This window comes from Exiguobacterium indicum HHS 31 (genome assembly GCF_001939065.1).
Taxonomy (GTDB): Bacteria; Bacillota; Bacilli; order Exiguobacteriales; family Exiguobacteriaceae; genus Exiguobacterium_A; species Exiguobacterium_A indicum.
Map to the genome: position 1 here is coordinate 1,437,891 of NZ_MPSZ01000001.1, position 15,714 is coordinate 1,453,604.

18 protein-coding genes and 1 other annotated feature are annotated in these 15,714 nt (G+C 50.0%); of the genes, 2 read left to right on the forward strand and 16 right to left on the reverse strand.

Annotated features, from left to right (window positions below):
• Window positions 1–147: 147 nt before the first annotated feature.
• From nadA to N179_RS07755, 3 genes are read right to left on the reverse strand one after another with little or no spacing between them, the layout of a single operon-like run.
• Window positions 148–1,245 (reverse strand): quinolinate synthase NadA, encoded by a 1,098-nt coding sequence (nadA, locus tag N179_RS07745; protein ID WP_023468937.1) that lies wholly within the window; start codon window positions 1,243–1,245, stop codon window positions 148–150.
• Window positions 1,235–2,077, reverse strand: coding sequence for a carboxylating nicotinate-nucleotide diphosphorylase (nadC, locus tag N179_RS07750; protein WP_058264758.1), 843 nt, complete (start codon window positions 2,075–2,077; stop codon window positions 1,235–1,237). The genes nadA and nadC overlap by 11 nt, the downstream gene beginning before the upstream one ends.
• Entirely contained in the window at window positions 2,001–3,470 is a 1,470-nt protein-coding gene (locus N179_RS07755) for an L-aspartate oxidase (protein ID WP_075642580.1), read from the reverse strand. The genes nadC and N179_RS07755 overlap by 77 nt, the downstream gene beginning before the upstream one ends.
• Window positions 3,471–3,568: 98 nt before the next feature.
• Between N179_RS07755 and N179_RS07760 the strand changes: the two genes are divergently transcribed.
• Both N179_RS07760 and N179_RS07765 read left to right on the forward strand, forming a co-directional pair.
• Window positions 3,569–4,651 (forward strand): cysteine desulfurase family protein, encoded by a 1,083-nt coding sequence (locus N179_RS07760; RefSeq protein ID WP_023468940.1) that lies wholly within the window; start codon window positions 3,569–3,571, stop codon window positions 4,649–4,651.
• A gap of 24 nt (window positions 4,652–4,675) precedes the next feature.
• Entirely contained in the window at window positions 4,676–5,218 is a 543-nt protein-coding gene (locus N179_RS07765; protein WP_058713797.1) for a transcription repressor NadR, read from the forward strand.
• A gap of 42 nt (window positions 5,219–5,260) precedes the next feature.
• On the opposite strand, the gene N179_RS07770 is transcribed toward N179_RS07765, so the two are convergent.
• From N179_RS07770 to radC, 13 genes are all read right to left on the reverse strand, one after another.
• Complete coding sequence (locus tag N179_RS07770) at window positions 5,261–6,535, reverse strand: hemolysin family protein (RefSeq protein ID WP_075642581.1); 1,275 nt, start codon at window positions 6,533–6,535, stop codon at window positions 5,261–5,263.
• A 53-nt stretch (window positions 6,536–6,588) separates the two neighbouring features.
• Window positions 6,589–7,884: a GTPase ObgE gene (obgE, locus tag N179_RS07775; RefSeq protein ID WP_023468943.1), complete on the reverse strand. Its 1,296-nt coding sequence runs from the start codon at window positions 7,882–7,884 to the stop codon at window positions 6,589–6,591.
• Between the two features lie 15 nt (window positions 7,885–7,899).
• The gene (locus N179_RS07780; RefSeq protein ID WP_023468944.1) at window positions 7,900–8,382 is read right to left on the reverse strand and encodes a Spo0B domain-containing protein; all 483 of its coding nucleotides are present in this window, start codon (window positions 8,380–8,382) and stop codon (window positions 7,900–7,902) included.
• 68 nt (window positions 8,383–8,450) lie between these two features.
• Window positions 8,451–8,729 (reverse strand): 50S ribosomal protein L27, encoded by a 279-nt coding sequence (gene rpmA, locus N179_RS07785; RefSeq protein WP_012370976.1) that lies wholly within the window; start codon window positions 8,727–8,729, stop codon window positions 8,451–8,453.
• A 14-nt stretch (window positions 8,730–8,743) separates the two neighbouring features.
• Window positions 8,744–9,082 (reverse strand): ribosomal-processing cysteine protease Prp, encoded by a 339-nt coding sequence (locus N179_RS07790; protein WP_023468945.1) that lies wholly within the window; start codon window positions 9,080–9,082, stop codon window positions 8,744–8,746.
• A gap of 3 nt (window positions 9,083–9,085) precedes the next feature.
• Complete coding sequence (gene rplU, locus N179_RS07795) at window positions 9,086–9,394, reverse strand: 50S ribosomal protein L21 (RefSeq protein WP_012370978.1); 309 nt, start codon at window positions 9,392–9,394, stop codon at window positions 9,086–9,088.
• Between the two features lie 15 nt (window positions 9,395–9,409).
• Window positions 9,410–9,479, reverse strand: a sequence feature (ribosomal protein L21 leader region).
• A 74-nt stretch (window positions 9,480–9,553) separates the two neighbouring features.
• Complete coding sequence (locus tag N179_RS07800) at window positions 9,554–10,894, reverse strand: ribonuclease E/G (protein WP_035396639.1); 1,341 nt, start codon at window positions 10,892–10,894, stop codon at window positions 9,554–9,556.
• 63 nt (window positions 10,895–10,957) lie between these two features.
• Entirely contained in the window at window positions 10,958–11,761 is an 804-nt protein-coding gene (gene minD / locus N179_RS07805) for a septum site-determining protein MinD (protein WP_029342255.1), read from the reverse strand.
• A gap of 50 nt (window positions 11,762–11,811) precedes the next feature.
• Window positions 11,812–12,486: a septum site-determining protein MinC gene (locus N179_RS07810; protein ID WP_023468948.1), complete on the reverse strand. Its 675-nt coding sequence runs from the start codon at window positions 12,484–12,486 to the stop codon at window positions 11,812–11,814.
• A 3-nt stretch (window positions 12,487–12,489) separates the two neighbouring features.
• Window positions 12,490–12,993: a rod shape-determining protein MreD gene (gene mreD / locus N179_RS07815; RefSeq protein ID WP_023468949.1), complete on the reverse strand. Its 504-nt coding sequence runs from the start codon at window positions 12,991–12,993 to the stop codon at window positions 12,490–12,492.
• Window positions 12,986–13,870, reverse strand: coding sequence for a rod shape-determining protein MreC (gene mreC / locus N179_RS07820; protein ID WP_023468950.1), 885 nt, complete (start codon window positions 13,868–13,870; stop codon window positions 12,986–12,988). The genes mreD and mreC overlap by 8 nt, the downstream gene beginning before the upstream one ends.
• A gap of 14 nt (window positions 13,871–13,884) precedes the next feature.
• Window positions 13,885–14,919, reverse strand: a complete 1,035-nt coding sequence (locus tag N179_RS07825) for a rod shape-determining protein (protein ID WP_023468951.1) — start codon at window positions 14,917–14,919, stop codon at window positions 13,885–13,887.
• A gap of 162 nt (window positions 14,920–15,081) precedes the next feature.
• Window positions 15,082–15,714, reverse strand: a complete 633-nt coding sequence (gene radC, locus N179_RS07830; protein ID WP_050677672.1) for a RadC family protein — start codon at window positions 15,712–15,714, stop codon at window positions 15,082–15,084.

A 15,714-nucleotide genomic window follows, 5' to 3' on the forward strand; every position in this document is an offset into this window, starting at 1 on the left:
CCTTAAACAAACTCTCGTGTTATTGTAGCATACATCTTCGTTTGGCTTCAAAGCGTTCTTCAGCAAAAATCAATACATATGTTCGCTCTCTCAATCCGAAGACAAAAAAGCGTGATCGTTCGCACGACCACGCTCCGATCCTCTATTTTACGAACGCGCAAGCATCCGGTCGAGCGCCAGCACGGCATGCCGCGTCGTCTCTGCATCTACCGTAATGATGTTGACCGGCTCACCTGCTTCGACTTGTTCGAGCGCCCACGCCAAGTGCGGTAAGTCGATCCGGTTCATCGTCAGACACGGACACATGAATGGATTGAGCGACACGATATCGAGTTCCGGATGCGTCGTCGCGAGTCGATTGACGAGATTCATCTCTGTTCCGATCGCCCACTTCGTTCCGGGAGCAGCCTGTTCGATTTGTTGAATGATGTACGCGGTGGATCCATTGAGATCAGACGCTGTCACGACTTCGTGCGAACATTCCGGGTGAACGAGAATCTTTCGCTCCGGATCCGTCTTGCGGAACTGTTCAATCTGACCGACCGTGAATTTTTCATGGACCGAGCAGTGTCCTTTCCACAAGATGACGCGGACGTCCTGGTCTTCTCCATCAAAAACGAGTTCGTCCTTGATCGGATCCCAAATCGCCATCTGTTCTAACGGAATTCCGAGTGCGTGCGCCGTATTGCGACCGAGGTGTTGATCGGGCAGGAAGAATAAGATGTCGCGTTCAGCAAGCGCCCACTCAACCATCTGGACAGCATTTGACGACGTCACCGTTGCCCCACCGTGACGACCGACGAATGCTTTGATGGCTGCCGTCGAATTGACATACGTCAACGGTAAAATCGACTCCCCGAATCGTTCCGTCAAGATTGTAAAGGCGCGCTCCGTTTGCGTATCATTCGCCATATCTGCCATCGAACAGCCAGCACGCATGTCAGGCAAAACAACTGTATGTGACGCATCCGTCAGCATGTCTGCCGTCTCTGCCATGAAGTGGACACCACAAAAGACTGTATATTCCGCTTCTGTCATCTGCTTCGCGACTTGCGCGAGCTGGAGCGAATCTCCCGTCGCATCCGCGAACTGGACAACTTCATCCTTTTGGTAGTGGTGGGCAGGTAAGAACAAGCGACTGCCCATCCGTGCTTTGACCCCTTCAATGATCGCAATTAATTCTGCTTCCGATTGCTGTAAGTACGACGCCGGAATCCCCTCATGACGTAATAAGTCAAATGACATCTTTTTTTCCTCCTTCGATTTTCATACTGATATCAAGCGCTGTTGCTGAATGGGTGAGTGCCCCGAGTGAGATGACGTCTGCTCCGCTATCCGCGAAGTCTGATAACGTGTCTATCGTGATTCCGCCGGATAACTCGACCGTGATATGCGGTGGAATCAATTGCCGAAGCTGTTTGATCTCTGCTGGTGTCCGGTTATCGAGCATGATGATATCAACTTTTGCAGCTACTGCCTCTAGCACTTCCGCTTCCGTTTCGACTTCGACTTCAATCGGTGTCGTATGACCTGCGACACGTTTTGCTCGCGCCACCGCCTCTGTGATCGATCCCGCGACCGTGATGTGGTTATCCTTGATCATGACGGCGTCATCGAGTCGTCCGCGATGACTATAGCCACCCCCGACGCGAACAGCGTGTTTTTCGAGCATTCGTAACCCTGGGGTCGTCTTTCGTGTATCCGTGATCCGAATCCGTCCTGCTGCTACCTCGACCGCTTGACGTGTCTTCGTCGCGATCCCGGATAAGCGTTGCACTAGGTTCAAGGCGACCCGTTCTCCGCTTAAGATGTCCTGTAACGAACCCGACCACTCAGCAAGTAACGTTCCGCGCGTCACGACAGTGCCTTCTTCTACATAAATCGTCACGTCGACTTGTAAGAGATGCGCCATCTCCCGAATGATGTCAACTCCGCAAAAAACACCGTCTTCCTTAGCTAGAAAACGACCAGTCCCGCGTTCTTGTCCCGTCAGACATCCTTCACTCGTGATATCCCACTGTCCGATGTCCTCGATTAAAAATGCTTCCAGTTGTTGCCGTAACTGCCACTTGTTCAACGTTCTCATCCTCTCCTGTCAACCGACTTCGCGCCCCTTCAAGCAACAGACATGCCGTTACATGACGTAATCGATTCTCTTCCGCTTCCTGTCCGGATTCGTCTAATGTCCAGCTTTTTAACTCTTCTAAACTATCTTCTATTTGCTTAATATCCATTTCAACACCAATGACCTGCGATAGACGGTCGGTTACGGAACGAAGTGTTCCCGGGCGTCGTTTCACTTGTTTTACTGAAAGTTTCGGTAACAACTCGAGCTGTTCTGCTACTGCTTTCCCCATAACAACACATTCAAGGAGCGAGTTCGACGCCAGACGATTTCGACCGTGTAGTCCAATCGATGCCGTCTCACCGACCGCGTAAAGTCCTTCGACATGTGTCTGCCCCGTCAGATCCGTTTCAATCCCGCCCATCAAGAAATGAATGCCTGGTGCAATTTCAACGAGATCCGGATTTATGTTCAGTTTTTCACATTTTTCAACAAACGTTGGAAACCGTTTCGACCGGTCGACGACGTTTGACGTATCGAGATAGACTGGTTCACGCTTTCGCACCTCGTGGATTCGTTTTGCGACTTCATCTCGCGCTGCTAAATCCTGCATCGGATGATCCGCCATGATTCGATCGCCATTTTTCGTTACAAGCGTCGCTCCCGCACCACGTAATGCTTCCGTGATCAAACCTTCCGAACGACCTGCATGAACGAGTACCGTCGGATGATGCTGGATATAACCGAGATCACGAATCGTCGCCCCCGCTTCAAAGGCGAGCGCAATCCCGTCTCCTTGAATCAAAGGATCATTCGTCGACGCCGCGAATAATCCACCCACTCCACCGGTCGCAAGAATCGTCGCGCGCGCCACAATCTCGATTGGCTCTCCCTCGCTATATCCGACTGCACCTACTACCTGCCCGTTGACTTGAATCAACTCCGTGATACACGTCTGCTCAAGAATCGGAAATGGTACTCGCGGCATCAACGTCTCCATGATCCGTTTACCAGTCTCGTCCCCGCCACAGTGATAAATCCGCGACAAACGATGCGCTCCTTCACGACCGAGCAAAAACTCTCCCTCGGATTGATCGAATGGAACGCCTTGTCGTAACAAGAATTCCATCGCCTCGGTTCCCGATCGAGTGACGTAATCGACGACGGACGGATTGATACGCCCTTTTGCTGCTTGGCATGTATCTTCAAAGTGATCACGATGATCGACTTCTGCATAAGCGGAAGCAATCCCACCTTGTGCTCGAACGGAATTTGTCTCAAACCGCGTGCCTTTTGTGACAAGCAACGCTTCCGTTCCGGGTGGAAGATGCAGAGCGACCGATATTGCGGCGAGCCCTGTTCCAATGATTAACACATCCGTCTCAAGCCTTTTATGTAAAGACATATGTTTTACACCTCTATATCTAAATGTTTACTATTGACTTGACAATAAGTTTGGCATACTTTTAGCTGAGTGACAAGACGAAAGGACAGGATTTTTTCATGATCTATCTCGATTACGCAGCGACGACTCCGCTGCATCCACAAGCACTCGATCATTATCAACAAGCCGCTCAGTCGTTCTACGGCAACAGTTCTTCTCTTCATGACATCGGTGGCAACGCTGAACGTTTACTCGAACGAGCTCGTCAGTATCTGATGCAACAATTGGCTCAACAAGAAGGAACTGTCATCTTTACAGGAAGCGGTTCAGAAGCAAACTATATCGCTTTGACCCATCTGATGCGACAGAGTAACAAATCAGTTGTCTTGACACTTCGATGTGAACACGACTCGGTCTTGCTTCCGCTTGCGCGCTGGGCACAAGAAACACGACACCTTTCTTTATTACCGGACGGAACGTTCGATTGGGAACAATTCGTTGCAGCTTGTACGGATGAAATCGGTGTTGTCTCGATTCAACATGTCAATTCGGATACGGGTTTTCGCTTTCCGGTCGAACGGATTGCAGCATACTGTCAATCGCGCGAGATTCTGTTTCATTGCGATGGTGTCCAAGGATTTTTAAAAGATGCAATCAACATCGACGCTTTTGATGCCTACACGATGAGTAGTCATAAAGTGTATGGACCAAAAGGATTGGGCGCTTTGTATTTACGGCGTCCGCTCTTCAGCCCTTATTACGAGGGACATCACGAATTCGGAATCCGTCCAGGCACAGTCGACGTTCCAGGAATTGCCGCGTTCATCGCTGCCTGTGAAGCGTCTCGCTTCGAAAATCCAGGAATCCAAGCTTCAAGCCGTCGATTTCGTGGTATGCTAAAAAAAACATTGTCTTCGTCTCGTTACACGATCATCGAGTCGCCGACGCAACTCGCTTCCATCTGCGCCATTCATACGAAGCAAAGGGATGGTCAATACGCATTGCTCGCCTTGAATCGTGCTGGAATCGCGGTTTCCGCTGGTAGTGCTTGTCGTGCTGGAGAAAACGGTCCGAATGCGACATTACGTGCCATCGGCTTTGACGAATCAGCGGCTCACGGGTTGATCCGACTCAGTTTTGGAAGACAGACGACGAACGAAGAAATCGAACAGTGCATTGATGTGTTGAACACGATCTCATGACACTGAAGAAAGGTAGGAGACATGATGGGGAAACGCATCTCCGGAGAAGAACGCCGGAAATCATTACTTCGTATGATTGAGGAAAGTGAGCAACCTGTCACAGGAACGGCACTGGCGAAACAAGCAGGCGTCAGTCGTCAAGTGATCGTGCAGGATTTATCTTTGTTAAAGGCAAAAGGATATCCTGTCATCGCGACAGCTCGAGGTTATTTAATCAATGATCCTGAAGTTGACGGATCGAAATTACGTCGCAAGATCGTTTGTCGTCACGGCATCGATCAATTAAAGGATGAGTGTGACGCCATTGTTGACGAAGGGGTCGTCATCCGCGATGTCATCATCGAACATCCCGTCTACGGCTTCATCACTGGAGAATTGATGCTAAAAAGCCGCCGGGATGTCCGGGTATTGCTAGAGCAGTTACATGAGACGCAAGCCACTCCACTCTCGAGCCTGACGGACGGAGTCCATATTCATACGCTTGAGGCTGATCATGAAGACGCACTGGAAGCCGCTATCGCTAAACTCGATCGTCTCGGAATTCTCGTTTCGGAACTCGATGTCTGAACGATAAAAAAACCGCCTATTCCTAAGGAATAAGCGGTTTTTTTATCGTTCAATCGGTTCAAGTGGTGTCTCCAGCATCGTAGCAGGAGGATCAAACGTTGCTAAGACTTTGCGGACGCGTCGGTTTTCGATATGCAAGACGGTCAACGTGACACGTTCATAACGCATCGCCGTTCCGACGTCTGGCAATTGACCGCTCTCCTCCATGATCCATCCCCCAAGTGACTGGGCATCGGTGTCCGGCATCGTCAATTGAAATTGCTGACAGAAGTCTTCAATGTCATACTCCGCTAGACATTCGTATTGCTCTGGACCAATCCGTTTCGTATATTCCAACGATTCATCGTGTTCATCCCAAATCTCCCCGACGATTTCTTCTAAAATATCCTCAAGGGTGATCAGACCTGCCGTCCCTCCGAATTCATCAAGGACAACTGCCATGTGGGACTGCTTGACTTTGAGTTCCGGTAATAAATCCATCAATCGCGTCTGTGGTACGACGAACGATACCGGTCGAATCCATTCTCGGATATCAACGGAGCCGTTCTTCACGTATGCACGCAGAAAGTCCCGCTCCGATAATACACCAATGACGTGATCAATCGAATCTTTATAGACCGGTAGACGAGAATAGCCACCCTTTTGGACTTCTGCAATGATGTCTTCGAGCCGCGCATCAATATCGATCGCTTGAATATCCATCCGTGGCGTCAGCGCATCTTCGACCGTCGCATGTTGAAAATCAACTGCTTGATGAACGAGTTCAGCCTCTGCAAGCCCCATGATCCCTTCTTCCTGACTAATATCGACGAGTGCCTTGAGTTCCTGTTCGGTCACGAGCGGTCCTTTCGGATCAGCCCCAATCAATCGTAGCGCCAATTGGCGTAAGCGGAGTAACAGGAAAACGAGCGGTCGAAAGCACAGTAAGAAGAAACGCAGTGGACGTCCGATCAATAACACGTAACGTTCCGTATGTTCACGAGCATACGACTTCGGTATCAATTCTCCGAACAACAGCAACAGAAAAAACAGCGCAAGAAAGGCAACGGTTTGTGTTGCGATCGTCTCGACGAACTGGATGATCCACCAACCACCAAATAAGATAAAGGCGACGTTGACGATCGTATTCCCAATCAAAATCGACGTCAGTGTCTCTTCGTAGCGTTGAAGTAAGCGAAACACACGGGACGCACGCGCGTCCCCTGCTTCCGATTGGTGCAACAACCGCAACCGATTGACACTCGCGAGTGCCGTCTCAGCTGAGGAAAAGAACGCAGATAACATGAGAATCGGAATTAACCAAACGACTGAAATCATGGGCAATGGGTCCACGATGCTTTCACACTCCGTTTCCTAATGGAATGAACCGCTTAGAATGATGACTCGACGAATTCGAACTCGAAATCACGGATACGAACGACATCGCCGTCGATCGCACCAAGACGACGCAACTCTTCGTCGACACCCATTTGACGCAGTGTCCGAGCGAAACGTTTAATCGATTCTTCACGCATGAAGTTCGTCATCGTGAAGAGTTTTTCGATGCGTGGTCCTTTGATGACGAAGCAATCGTCTTCATCTTTCGAAATCGTAAAGCCAGCTTCTGGTGCTTCATAACCGTAGACGACACGTGGTGTCGCTGTTTTCTCTTCGAGTTCCTCAAGACCGAATTCTGGTGTCGCATCGACGAGGTCAGCGATTCGGAATAACAGATCGCGTAGCCCTTGACGTGTTGCCGCTGAAATCTCGAATACTTCAAGCTCTGGGAAAGCTTCTTTGAAGGCTTCAAGGTGTTCTGCCGCATCCGGCATGTCCATCTTATTCGCGACGACGACTTGCGGACGCTCTGTTAAGCGCAGATTATAGTCCGCGAGTTCTTTATTGATGATGTTGTAGTCTTCGATTGGATCGCGACCTTCCATTCCGCTCATGTCGATGACGTGGACGATGACTTTCGTCCGCTCGACGTGACGGAGGAACTGGTGACCGAGTCCGACACCTTCACTTGCGCCTTCGATCAATCCTGGCAAGTCAGCCATGACGAAACTACGGCTATCTTCCGTTTCGACGACACCGATGTTCGGTGTGATCGTCGTGAAGTGATATGCGCCGATTTTCGGACGTGCGGCTGAAACGACGGATAACATCGTTGATTTTCCGACACTCGGGAAACCGACGAGACCGACGTCTGCTAGCATCTTCAGTTCAAGTTTCAAGTACTTCTCTTCCCCTGGCTCACCGTTTTCAGCGTGCTCAGGTGCTGGGTTGGCAGGTGTCGCAAAACGTGTATTCCCACGTCCGCCACGTCCACCTTTTGCGACGATCGCTTGTTGTCCGTGATGGACGAGGTCAGCGATGACCGCATTTGTATCGTCATCGTAGACGACTGTGCCCGGTGGGACCTTGACGATTAGATGCTCGGCTTTACGACCGTGCATCCCTTTTGACATGCCGTTTTCACCTTGAACCGCTTTAAAGTGACGTTTGTAACGGAAGTCCATCAATGTCCGAAGTCCTTCGTCAACTTCAAGGACGACGTGTGCCCCGTGACCACCGTCACCGCCGGCAGGACCGCCGTCCGGAACATATTTCTCGCGACGGAACGCTACTTGCCCACGTCCTCCGTCACCTGCTTTTACATAAATATTTACCTGATCGACAAACATGTCGGATCCCTCCTCTTACTTCTCTTCCTCAAACGGAAGACTTTCAATCTCAATCACACACTCATTTTCCGTCTGCGACTCGATTTCCATCGGCGTCACTAGATCCTCAAGGCGCGACATATCTAGTAGATCCCGATAGATCTCGATGGTCACGCCCTCGTGGAAGGTCACGGATACTTCACCTACTCCTACATCAATCATGGCGATGGCTGCTTCGACGAGTTGCTTCAGCCGCTCATCTTCCATGTGGGGTGCTCCGATGACATCATACGTCACAGTTTTGCCTGACCATTCAGCTTGCAGTAACGCCAGTGCGGTTTTCGGCAATCCGATTCGCGCTAGACGTCCTTCCCGAGATGCTTGCTCCCGGTACGCCGAACAGATCGACTCGACTGCTTGTTCGTCTCCGATCGCGCCATACGAACGGACGAGTTGTATCCGGTTCAACCACTCGTGACGAAGAGTCTTTAAAAGATCAAGTACCTGCTGTTCCTCCATCGGTCGTTCCCTCCTAAAAAAAACAGACCCTAACCCTCGAAAGTGGCTAGAGTCTGCTTCGTCGATCCTTATGCTGGGTAAACGCTGACTTGTTTCTTGTCGCGTCCGAGACGTTCGAAACGAACGACACCAGTTGCAGTTGCGAAAAGTGTATCATCGCCACCACGTCCGACGTTCATACCTGGGTGAATCTTCGTACCGCGTTGACGGTAGAGGATTGAACCAGCAGAAACAGTTTGACCGTCTGCACGTTTCGCCCCAAGGCGTTTCGATTGCGAGTCACGACCGTTCTTTGTCGAACCTACCCCTTTTTTCGATGCGAAGAACTGAAGATTAAGTTTCAACATGTGGAATCCACCTCCTATACTTGTTCAAGTTGGATAAACTCACCGTAACTTTCAGCGATGGTACCAAGTTGGACCAAAGTCGCTTCCAGTAACAATTGGGTGCGCTCACTGACATCCGGTGCTAAGTCAGCGTACGGTTCTACATAAAAGTAGCCACCCTCTTGTTGTTCTGCCATTTCAAGGAGCAGGACCTGCCCGAGTAATGCTTCTATGGCATTGTATGCCCCGAAGATCACCGACGAGACGCCGGCACAGACAAGGTCGAGACCTGGTTCTGCAAACTCGGCATGTCCTGTCACTTCGATGGAGCGGACGAGTTCCGCTTCATCTCGTCGAATCTTGACACGTATCATGGCTTACGCTTCGATTTTCTCGATGCGGACCTTCGTGTAAGGTTGACGGTGACCTTGCTTACGACGGTAGTTCTTTTTCGCTTTCATTTTGAAGACAGTGATCTTTTTCGCGCGAGCGTGTTTGATGACCGTTGCTACGACCTTCGCACCTTCTACGAGTGGAGCGCCGACTTTAACATCGTCACCACCAAGGATCAATACTTCACCAAATTCGACTGTGCTGTCGACGTCTGCGTTTAATTTCTCAACGTAGATTTCTTGGCCAGCTTCGACTTTGACTTGTTTACCACCAGTTTTGATAATTGCGTACATTACGTGCACCTCCTCTTAGGAACTCAGACTCGCCATCACGGGCAGCGAATGCTTTAAAACCCGGTCTGTGCGGTTGTAGTCATTTGGGTGCTTCCAAACGAACTAACGTTATTCAGAATACCAAACGTTCTTCTACCTTGTCAATGCTGTTCTGAAGGATTATTCCGATCGTTTGATGAAATCGAGACAGTCTTGTGACGACCCCGTGAACAGGACCGCTGGATCGCCTTCGAGCACATGGACTTCGAGCGGTTGACGGGAAACGAATTCGTCCTGCAACAGATGCCGTGGTGCACGAATCACGACCGCTTCCGCATAGGTAGCAATCTCAAGTAACTTCGGTTCAATCAAGCGATAGACACTCAATCGCGTCCACTGCCCGGATTCCTGTGAACGTTCCTGTAGCGATTTCCCGTGACGTTGTCGTGTCAGTTCGCATAAACCCATCTTCGTAAACCCATAGACTTCGATTTGCTTCGTCTCGAGCGCTGCCCGTTCTTTAAGGAGTTGGGTCACCCGTGTCTGACCTTTACTTGAGCCACGTAAGAAATCGATCGCAATCATGCCACTGATGTTGCGCAATCGTAATTGCCGCATGACTTCGACAGCAGCCGCTTCATTTATCTGGTCAAACGTCCGCTTTTGTTCCTTGACGGAAATCGTCTTCCCACTGTTGACGTCGATGACAGTCATCGTCTCGACTTCTTCAATCAAGAGATACGCTCCTCCGTCGAGCCAGACGACGCGTTGCATCGCCTTCTCGATCGCCCCGTCGATTGCTTCCATCTCGGGTAAGCGCCCTTTTCGTAGCGACCGTTCGACGGACAGACCGAGTAGTTCGAGTCGTTCCTTTTCCTGACGCGTCATGACGAGTGCTTCCATGACGTGCGGAAGACGTTTCGCTTCTTGGACGATCAGTGCCTCGTCTTGTTCAAGACGCGGTGCCTGCATGAGTTCTTTATGTCGTGTCCGTAACGACTGCAGCTCTTGCTTCAATTCGTCGATTGATGCTTTTGCTGCCTCCGTCCGGTAGAGAATTCCTTCTTCTTCTGTTGTCGTCAATTGTTCCGCCAGTTGACGCTGGACGACGAGATCCAGCTTTCGACTGAAACGGATGCGTCGACCGTACGGGAAATAAACGAGATAACGTCCACCATAGGTGATGTTTTGCGTCACTTTGTGTTGTTTCGGTGCAACGCCCTCTTTGACGACCTGGACGAGTAACGTCTGTCCGACCTGGACGGCTTGTCCGATCGTCGGTACGTCCGGATAACGGTGCAACGCTTCAATCGTCTCATTTAGCGGTAAGTAAAGCGGTGTACCGTCGGTCGCAATCAAAAAGGCTGCTCCGAGCGTCGGATGCAACCGGTCGACCTTGGCATAGACGAAAGTGCCAACCCGAATCTCGTCACGCATCCGCTCATGGTATTCAATCAATCGACCGCCTTCGACCAATGCCAATCGTTCAAGCGAAGCGGTCTGTTCACTAATCCATCGCATACTGATCCCTCCAAAAAAATTAGACTAGGCGCGACGATGTCGTCCTAGTCTAATTTCCCATTCTTATTTCATCCCAAGCATCTTCTTCAATTTGACGAAGAACCCTTTTTGCGGTTGTTCATTTAAATCAAGCAGTGGTACAGATTCTCCGAGAATCCGGCGGGCAATGTTCCGGTAGCCGAGTCCAGCCCGGTTATCCGGATTCATCGTCACAGGCACACCACGGTGGGAAGCGGCGATGACTTCTTCATCATCGATGATCAAACCAAGCAGATCAATCGAAAGGATACGCATGATTTCATCGATGTCGAGCATATCACCAGATGCCATCATGTGTGAACGCACCCGGTTGATGACGAGTTTCGGAACGATGTTACGTTCTGAACGCTCGAGCATTCCGATGATCCGGTCCGCATCTTGAACGGCTGCTTTTTCCGGTGTCGTCACGACGACGGCTTCATCGGCCCCAGCGATCGCATTCATGAAGCCTTGTTCGATTCCTGCAGGGCAATCAATCAAGACGAAGTCGTATTCGAGTTTCAGTGTATCGATGATTGCCTTCACCTGTTCGGGTGTGACGGAGGACTTATCCTTTGATTGAGCAGCAGGCAACAGATACATCTCTTCAAAACGTTTATCGCGGACGAGTGCTTGGTGCAATTTACATTGCCCTGTCACGACGTCAACGATGTTATAGATACTCCGGTTATCGAGACCAAGCACGATATCCAGATTACGTAACCCGATATCCGTATCAACGAGACAAACGGAATGTCCCATCAATGCAAGTGCTGTTCCGATGTTTGCAGTCGTCGTTGTCTTTCCGACGCCACCTTTACCGGATGTGACGACGATGGCGCGTCCCATGTTCGTCTTCGCCTCCATATGTACCTGTTCTTTCACTTGTTCCATATCCGTCACCCTCTTTCACTATCAATCGCAAACTGATCCATCCGCGCGAGCGGAACGGTTTGAAGGCGGGAGAATTCGACCCCGTCTTCACCTAAAAATGCACAACCCATATCGAGAGCAGGAATTGGCGCGTCCTCCGGTTCCTCATGGACGGTGCCAGCGACCGCAATCCACTTCGGTTGCAACACGCTCGCCGCGATGACGGCTTCCGTATTGCCACCTTTCCCCGCATGAACGGTCCCCCGTAACGCACCGAGACAATAGATACTTCCTGTCGCATGAACGACCGCCCCCGGATTGATATCTCCGATGATGACGATCGAGCCTTCGACGTCTAATACGTGCCCACTGCGTGCCGTGCCACCGAAATAGTGGAACGTTCGCTCTCCGTACAAGGCTTTTGCCTCGTCCTTCGTGATGCACTCACTGTCATAACCTTTGAAAGAGAAGGAATCATGTCGCGCGACGATAGATTCGACGGCCGTCAACACCCCTTCATCGACATAACGTCGACCGAAGAAGAAGGTGATCGGTACGGCGCGTCCGTTCTCGACGGATTTGTCCGCAAGCGTCAACTCTAAATCGTCAAGAAATTCATCCACACTGCACCTTTCATTCACATAGACGGCGAGGCCACCACGATGACCTTTCATCGTTACATAACGTTTACGCTCAATCATGACTCATCCTCTTTTCTCGTCAAGGGTCGACTGCACGAGTCGGGTCATCGGATAATACAGGATGATGATCCCGATCAACTGCGCAACCAGACTCCTTGGAATGATCTGTGTCGCGAGTTCCTGGAAGGATACCCCGACACCAACGACCGAAGCCGTGAAGAAATATATATCGAGTTCATACAAAATGGCACTGAACGTGAACGTGACAAGAATCGTTAATACGTTCTCCTTTACATATTTTAGCACGAAGCTACTAAAAAGCGGAATGGCGGATAACGCAAATAAGTAAATGCCGATGATATCCGAATAGACGAAATCATACAACAATCCGAAGACGAGTCCGAATCCGAGTGCCTGTTCGAGTTTTCCATATCGACCAAGGAACATCAAACCGATCAATGTCGCATGAATGACATACGGCGATCCATCTCCGAGAGGTCCTGCGAACAGCGTTCCTTCCAAGATGAAAAGAAGGAACACGGCGAAAAACAACTTAACGTTATTCACGAGTGTCCCCTCCCTTATCGGTCTCAGCGAAAGGTTCCTTCGCTTCGCGTTCAATCACGAAGACATGACCGAACTGTTCGAAGTCTGCTGCCGGTTTGACGTATGCGATTTTTGAAGCCCCATACTGATCGGATTTCACTTCCGTGATTTTTCCAATGACGATCCCACTCGGATACTTTCCACCAAGACCTGACGTCGTGACGGTCTGCCCTTTTTTCAGCTTCGCGTCGTTCGGAATTTTCGTGAACTTGAGTAATTTCGTTTCTTCATCAAACCCCTCGATCGTACCGAAAACACCTTTTCCCTTCGTATCGTCAGCCGTTGCCGAGACGTTATTCGTCCGACTCGTATCCGACATCAACTGTACGAGAGACGTATAGGCGCTCGCTTGGATGACGCGACCAATTAGTCCGTCTGCTGTTACAACGGCCATGTTCGCCTTGACACCCTTTTGTTCACCGATGTTGATCGTCACGAACCGTTGCCATTCAGATGCCGTCCGACCAATCATCTCTGCCGGTAACAACTTGTAGTCGCGGATCGATCCGTTCAGGTCGAGCATATCCTTCAATTCTTTATTCTCACGCTCAAGATCACGGACTTTGACCGCATTACCAGCATAGTCATTCAATCGTGATTTCAAGTGTTCGTTCTCTTTGTAAACGTCACGCACTTCTCTAATCGAAGTGACCGTATCATCAATCCAGCCAATCGGTGTCGCGAAAAGGCGTTGACCGACGCCCGCGGTATCACGCACGAAGCTTTGATACCAGTGGGATTGGTTACGCCCTTGCAGCGAAATGCCGATCAAAATCACCAAAAGGAGAAAACTAAGGAGTGTGATGAGCAGTTTTCGATTGTTTAAAAATCGCTTCATCGCTCATCCCATCCTTATCTTTTTTGCGAGATGCCTGATTTCGAACGAAGGACATTCATCATCTCGAGTGATTTTCCTGTACCGATTGCGACACAATCGAGTGCATTTTCTGCAACGAGTGTCAAAATACGTGTTTCGTCTTCGATGACAGCATCGAGGTTCTTTAAGAGAGCCCCACCGCCAGTCAGAACGATACCGCGGTCCATGACGTCTGCTGATAATTCAGGAGGTGTCTGCTCAAGCGTGTGCTTGACACCCGCAAGAATCGCATCGACCGTATCTGAAAGTGCATCACAAATTTCGGCACTTGTGACTTCAATCTGTTTTGGAAGACCTGTCACGAGATCGCGTCCACGGATCTCCATCGTTTCATTTTCTGATTCTTCATCGATGCGTGCGTAACCGATTGTCATTTTCAACGTCTCAGCTGTCCGCTCCCCGATCATCAGGTTGTACTTCGACTTGATGTAACGAATGATGGATTCATCCATCTCGTCTCCACCGACACGAATCGATTGACTCGTGACGATACCACCGAGTGAGATAACAGCAACTTCCGTCGTACCACCACCGATATCAACGACCATCGAGCCTGTTGGTTCTGAAACCGGAAGACCTGCACCGATTGCTGCTGCAAATGGTTCTTCAATCGTGTACGCTTCACGCGCTCCCGCAAGTTTCGCTGCATCTTCAACCGCACGTTTTTCGACCGATGTGATCCCACTTGGTACACAGATCATGACGTTTGTTTTTGAAGAGAACAAACCTTTTTTCTTCGAAGCTTGATCCATGAAGTATTTGATCATCGTAGCGGTTGTTTCATAATCCGCGATAACCCCGTCTTTCATCGGGCGTCGTGCTGTCACGTTACCCGGCGTACGACCGATCATGTTTTTCGCTGCGTTACCGACCGCTTCAATTTTTCCTGTATCCGTACGGAAAGCGACGACGGACGGTTCGCGGACGACGATTCCTTGCCCCTTTACATACACGAGCGTGTTAGCCGTACCTAAGTCAATGCCGATTTCACGGCTGAATGATCCAAACATTATTCAAAAAACCCCTCTCTGAGAATACACTTCACTAATTATAACGGAAAAGCCTTCATTGGAAAGCGTTAAAACGTTACAGCTTGTTTACAGTTCGCCTTAGAAAACACACAAAAAAACGTCTGATGGAAAGAAACGAAACTTTCCCTTCAGACGTTATTCTTACATAAATCCGCGCTGTTTCATACTAATAAATTGTCCGTGCCCGATGATGATGTGGTCAAGACAACTGATTCCAATGAGCCGTCCTGCCTCAACGAGCCGCTCTGATACCTCGATATCCTCTCGACTCGGTGTCGGATCACCCGACGGATGATTATGCACAGCGATGAAATTCGCAGCCGAACAACGAATCGCTTCCCGGAAGACGTCACGCGGGTGGACGATCGACGTGTTCAATCCTCCAATGAATAACGTTTTTTTCGAAACGACCTCATTTTTCGTATTCAAATACAGACAGATGAAGTGTTCTTGTTGATAAAGACGCATCTCTTCTAACAACAGCTCCGCTGCGTCTTCCGGTGAACGAATCGTTGGTCGCACCCACTTCGGTTCCGTGACGAGACGACGACCCAGTTCTAGTCCCGCCATGATTTGTAATGCCTTCGCCTTTCCGACCCCTGGTGCTTTTTCGAGTCCTCCGACTCCAGCCGCTTCGAGTTCGATCAGCGAAGGATAGATATGCAGTAATTCTTCCGCGATTTCAAGCGGGGTCCGGTCCCGTGTCCCACTTCGGACAAGACACGCGAGCAGTTCGACTGTCGTCGCTTGTGCCAAGCCTTTCAACTGAACCAT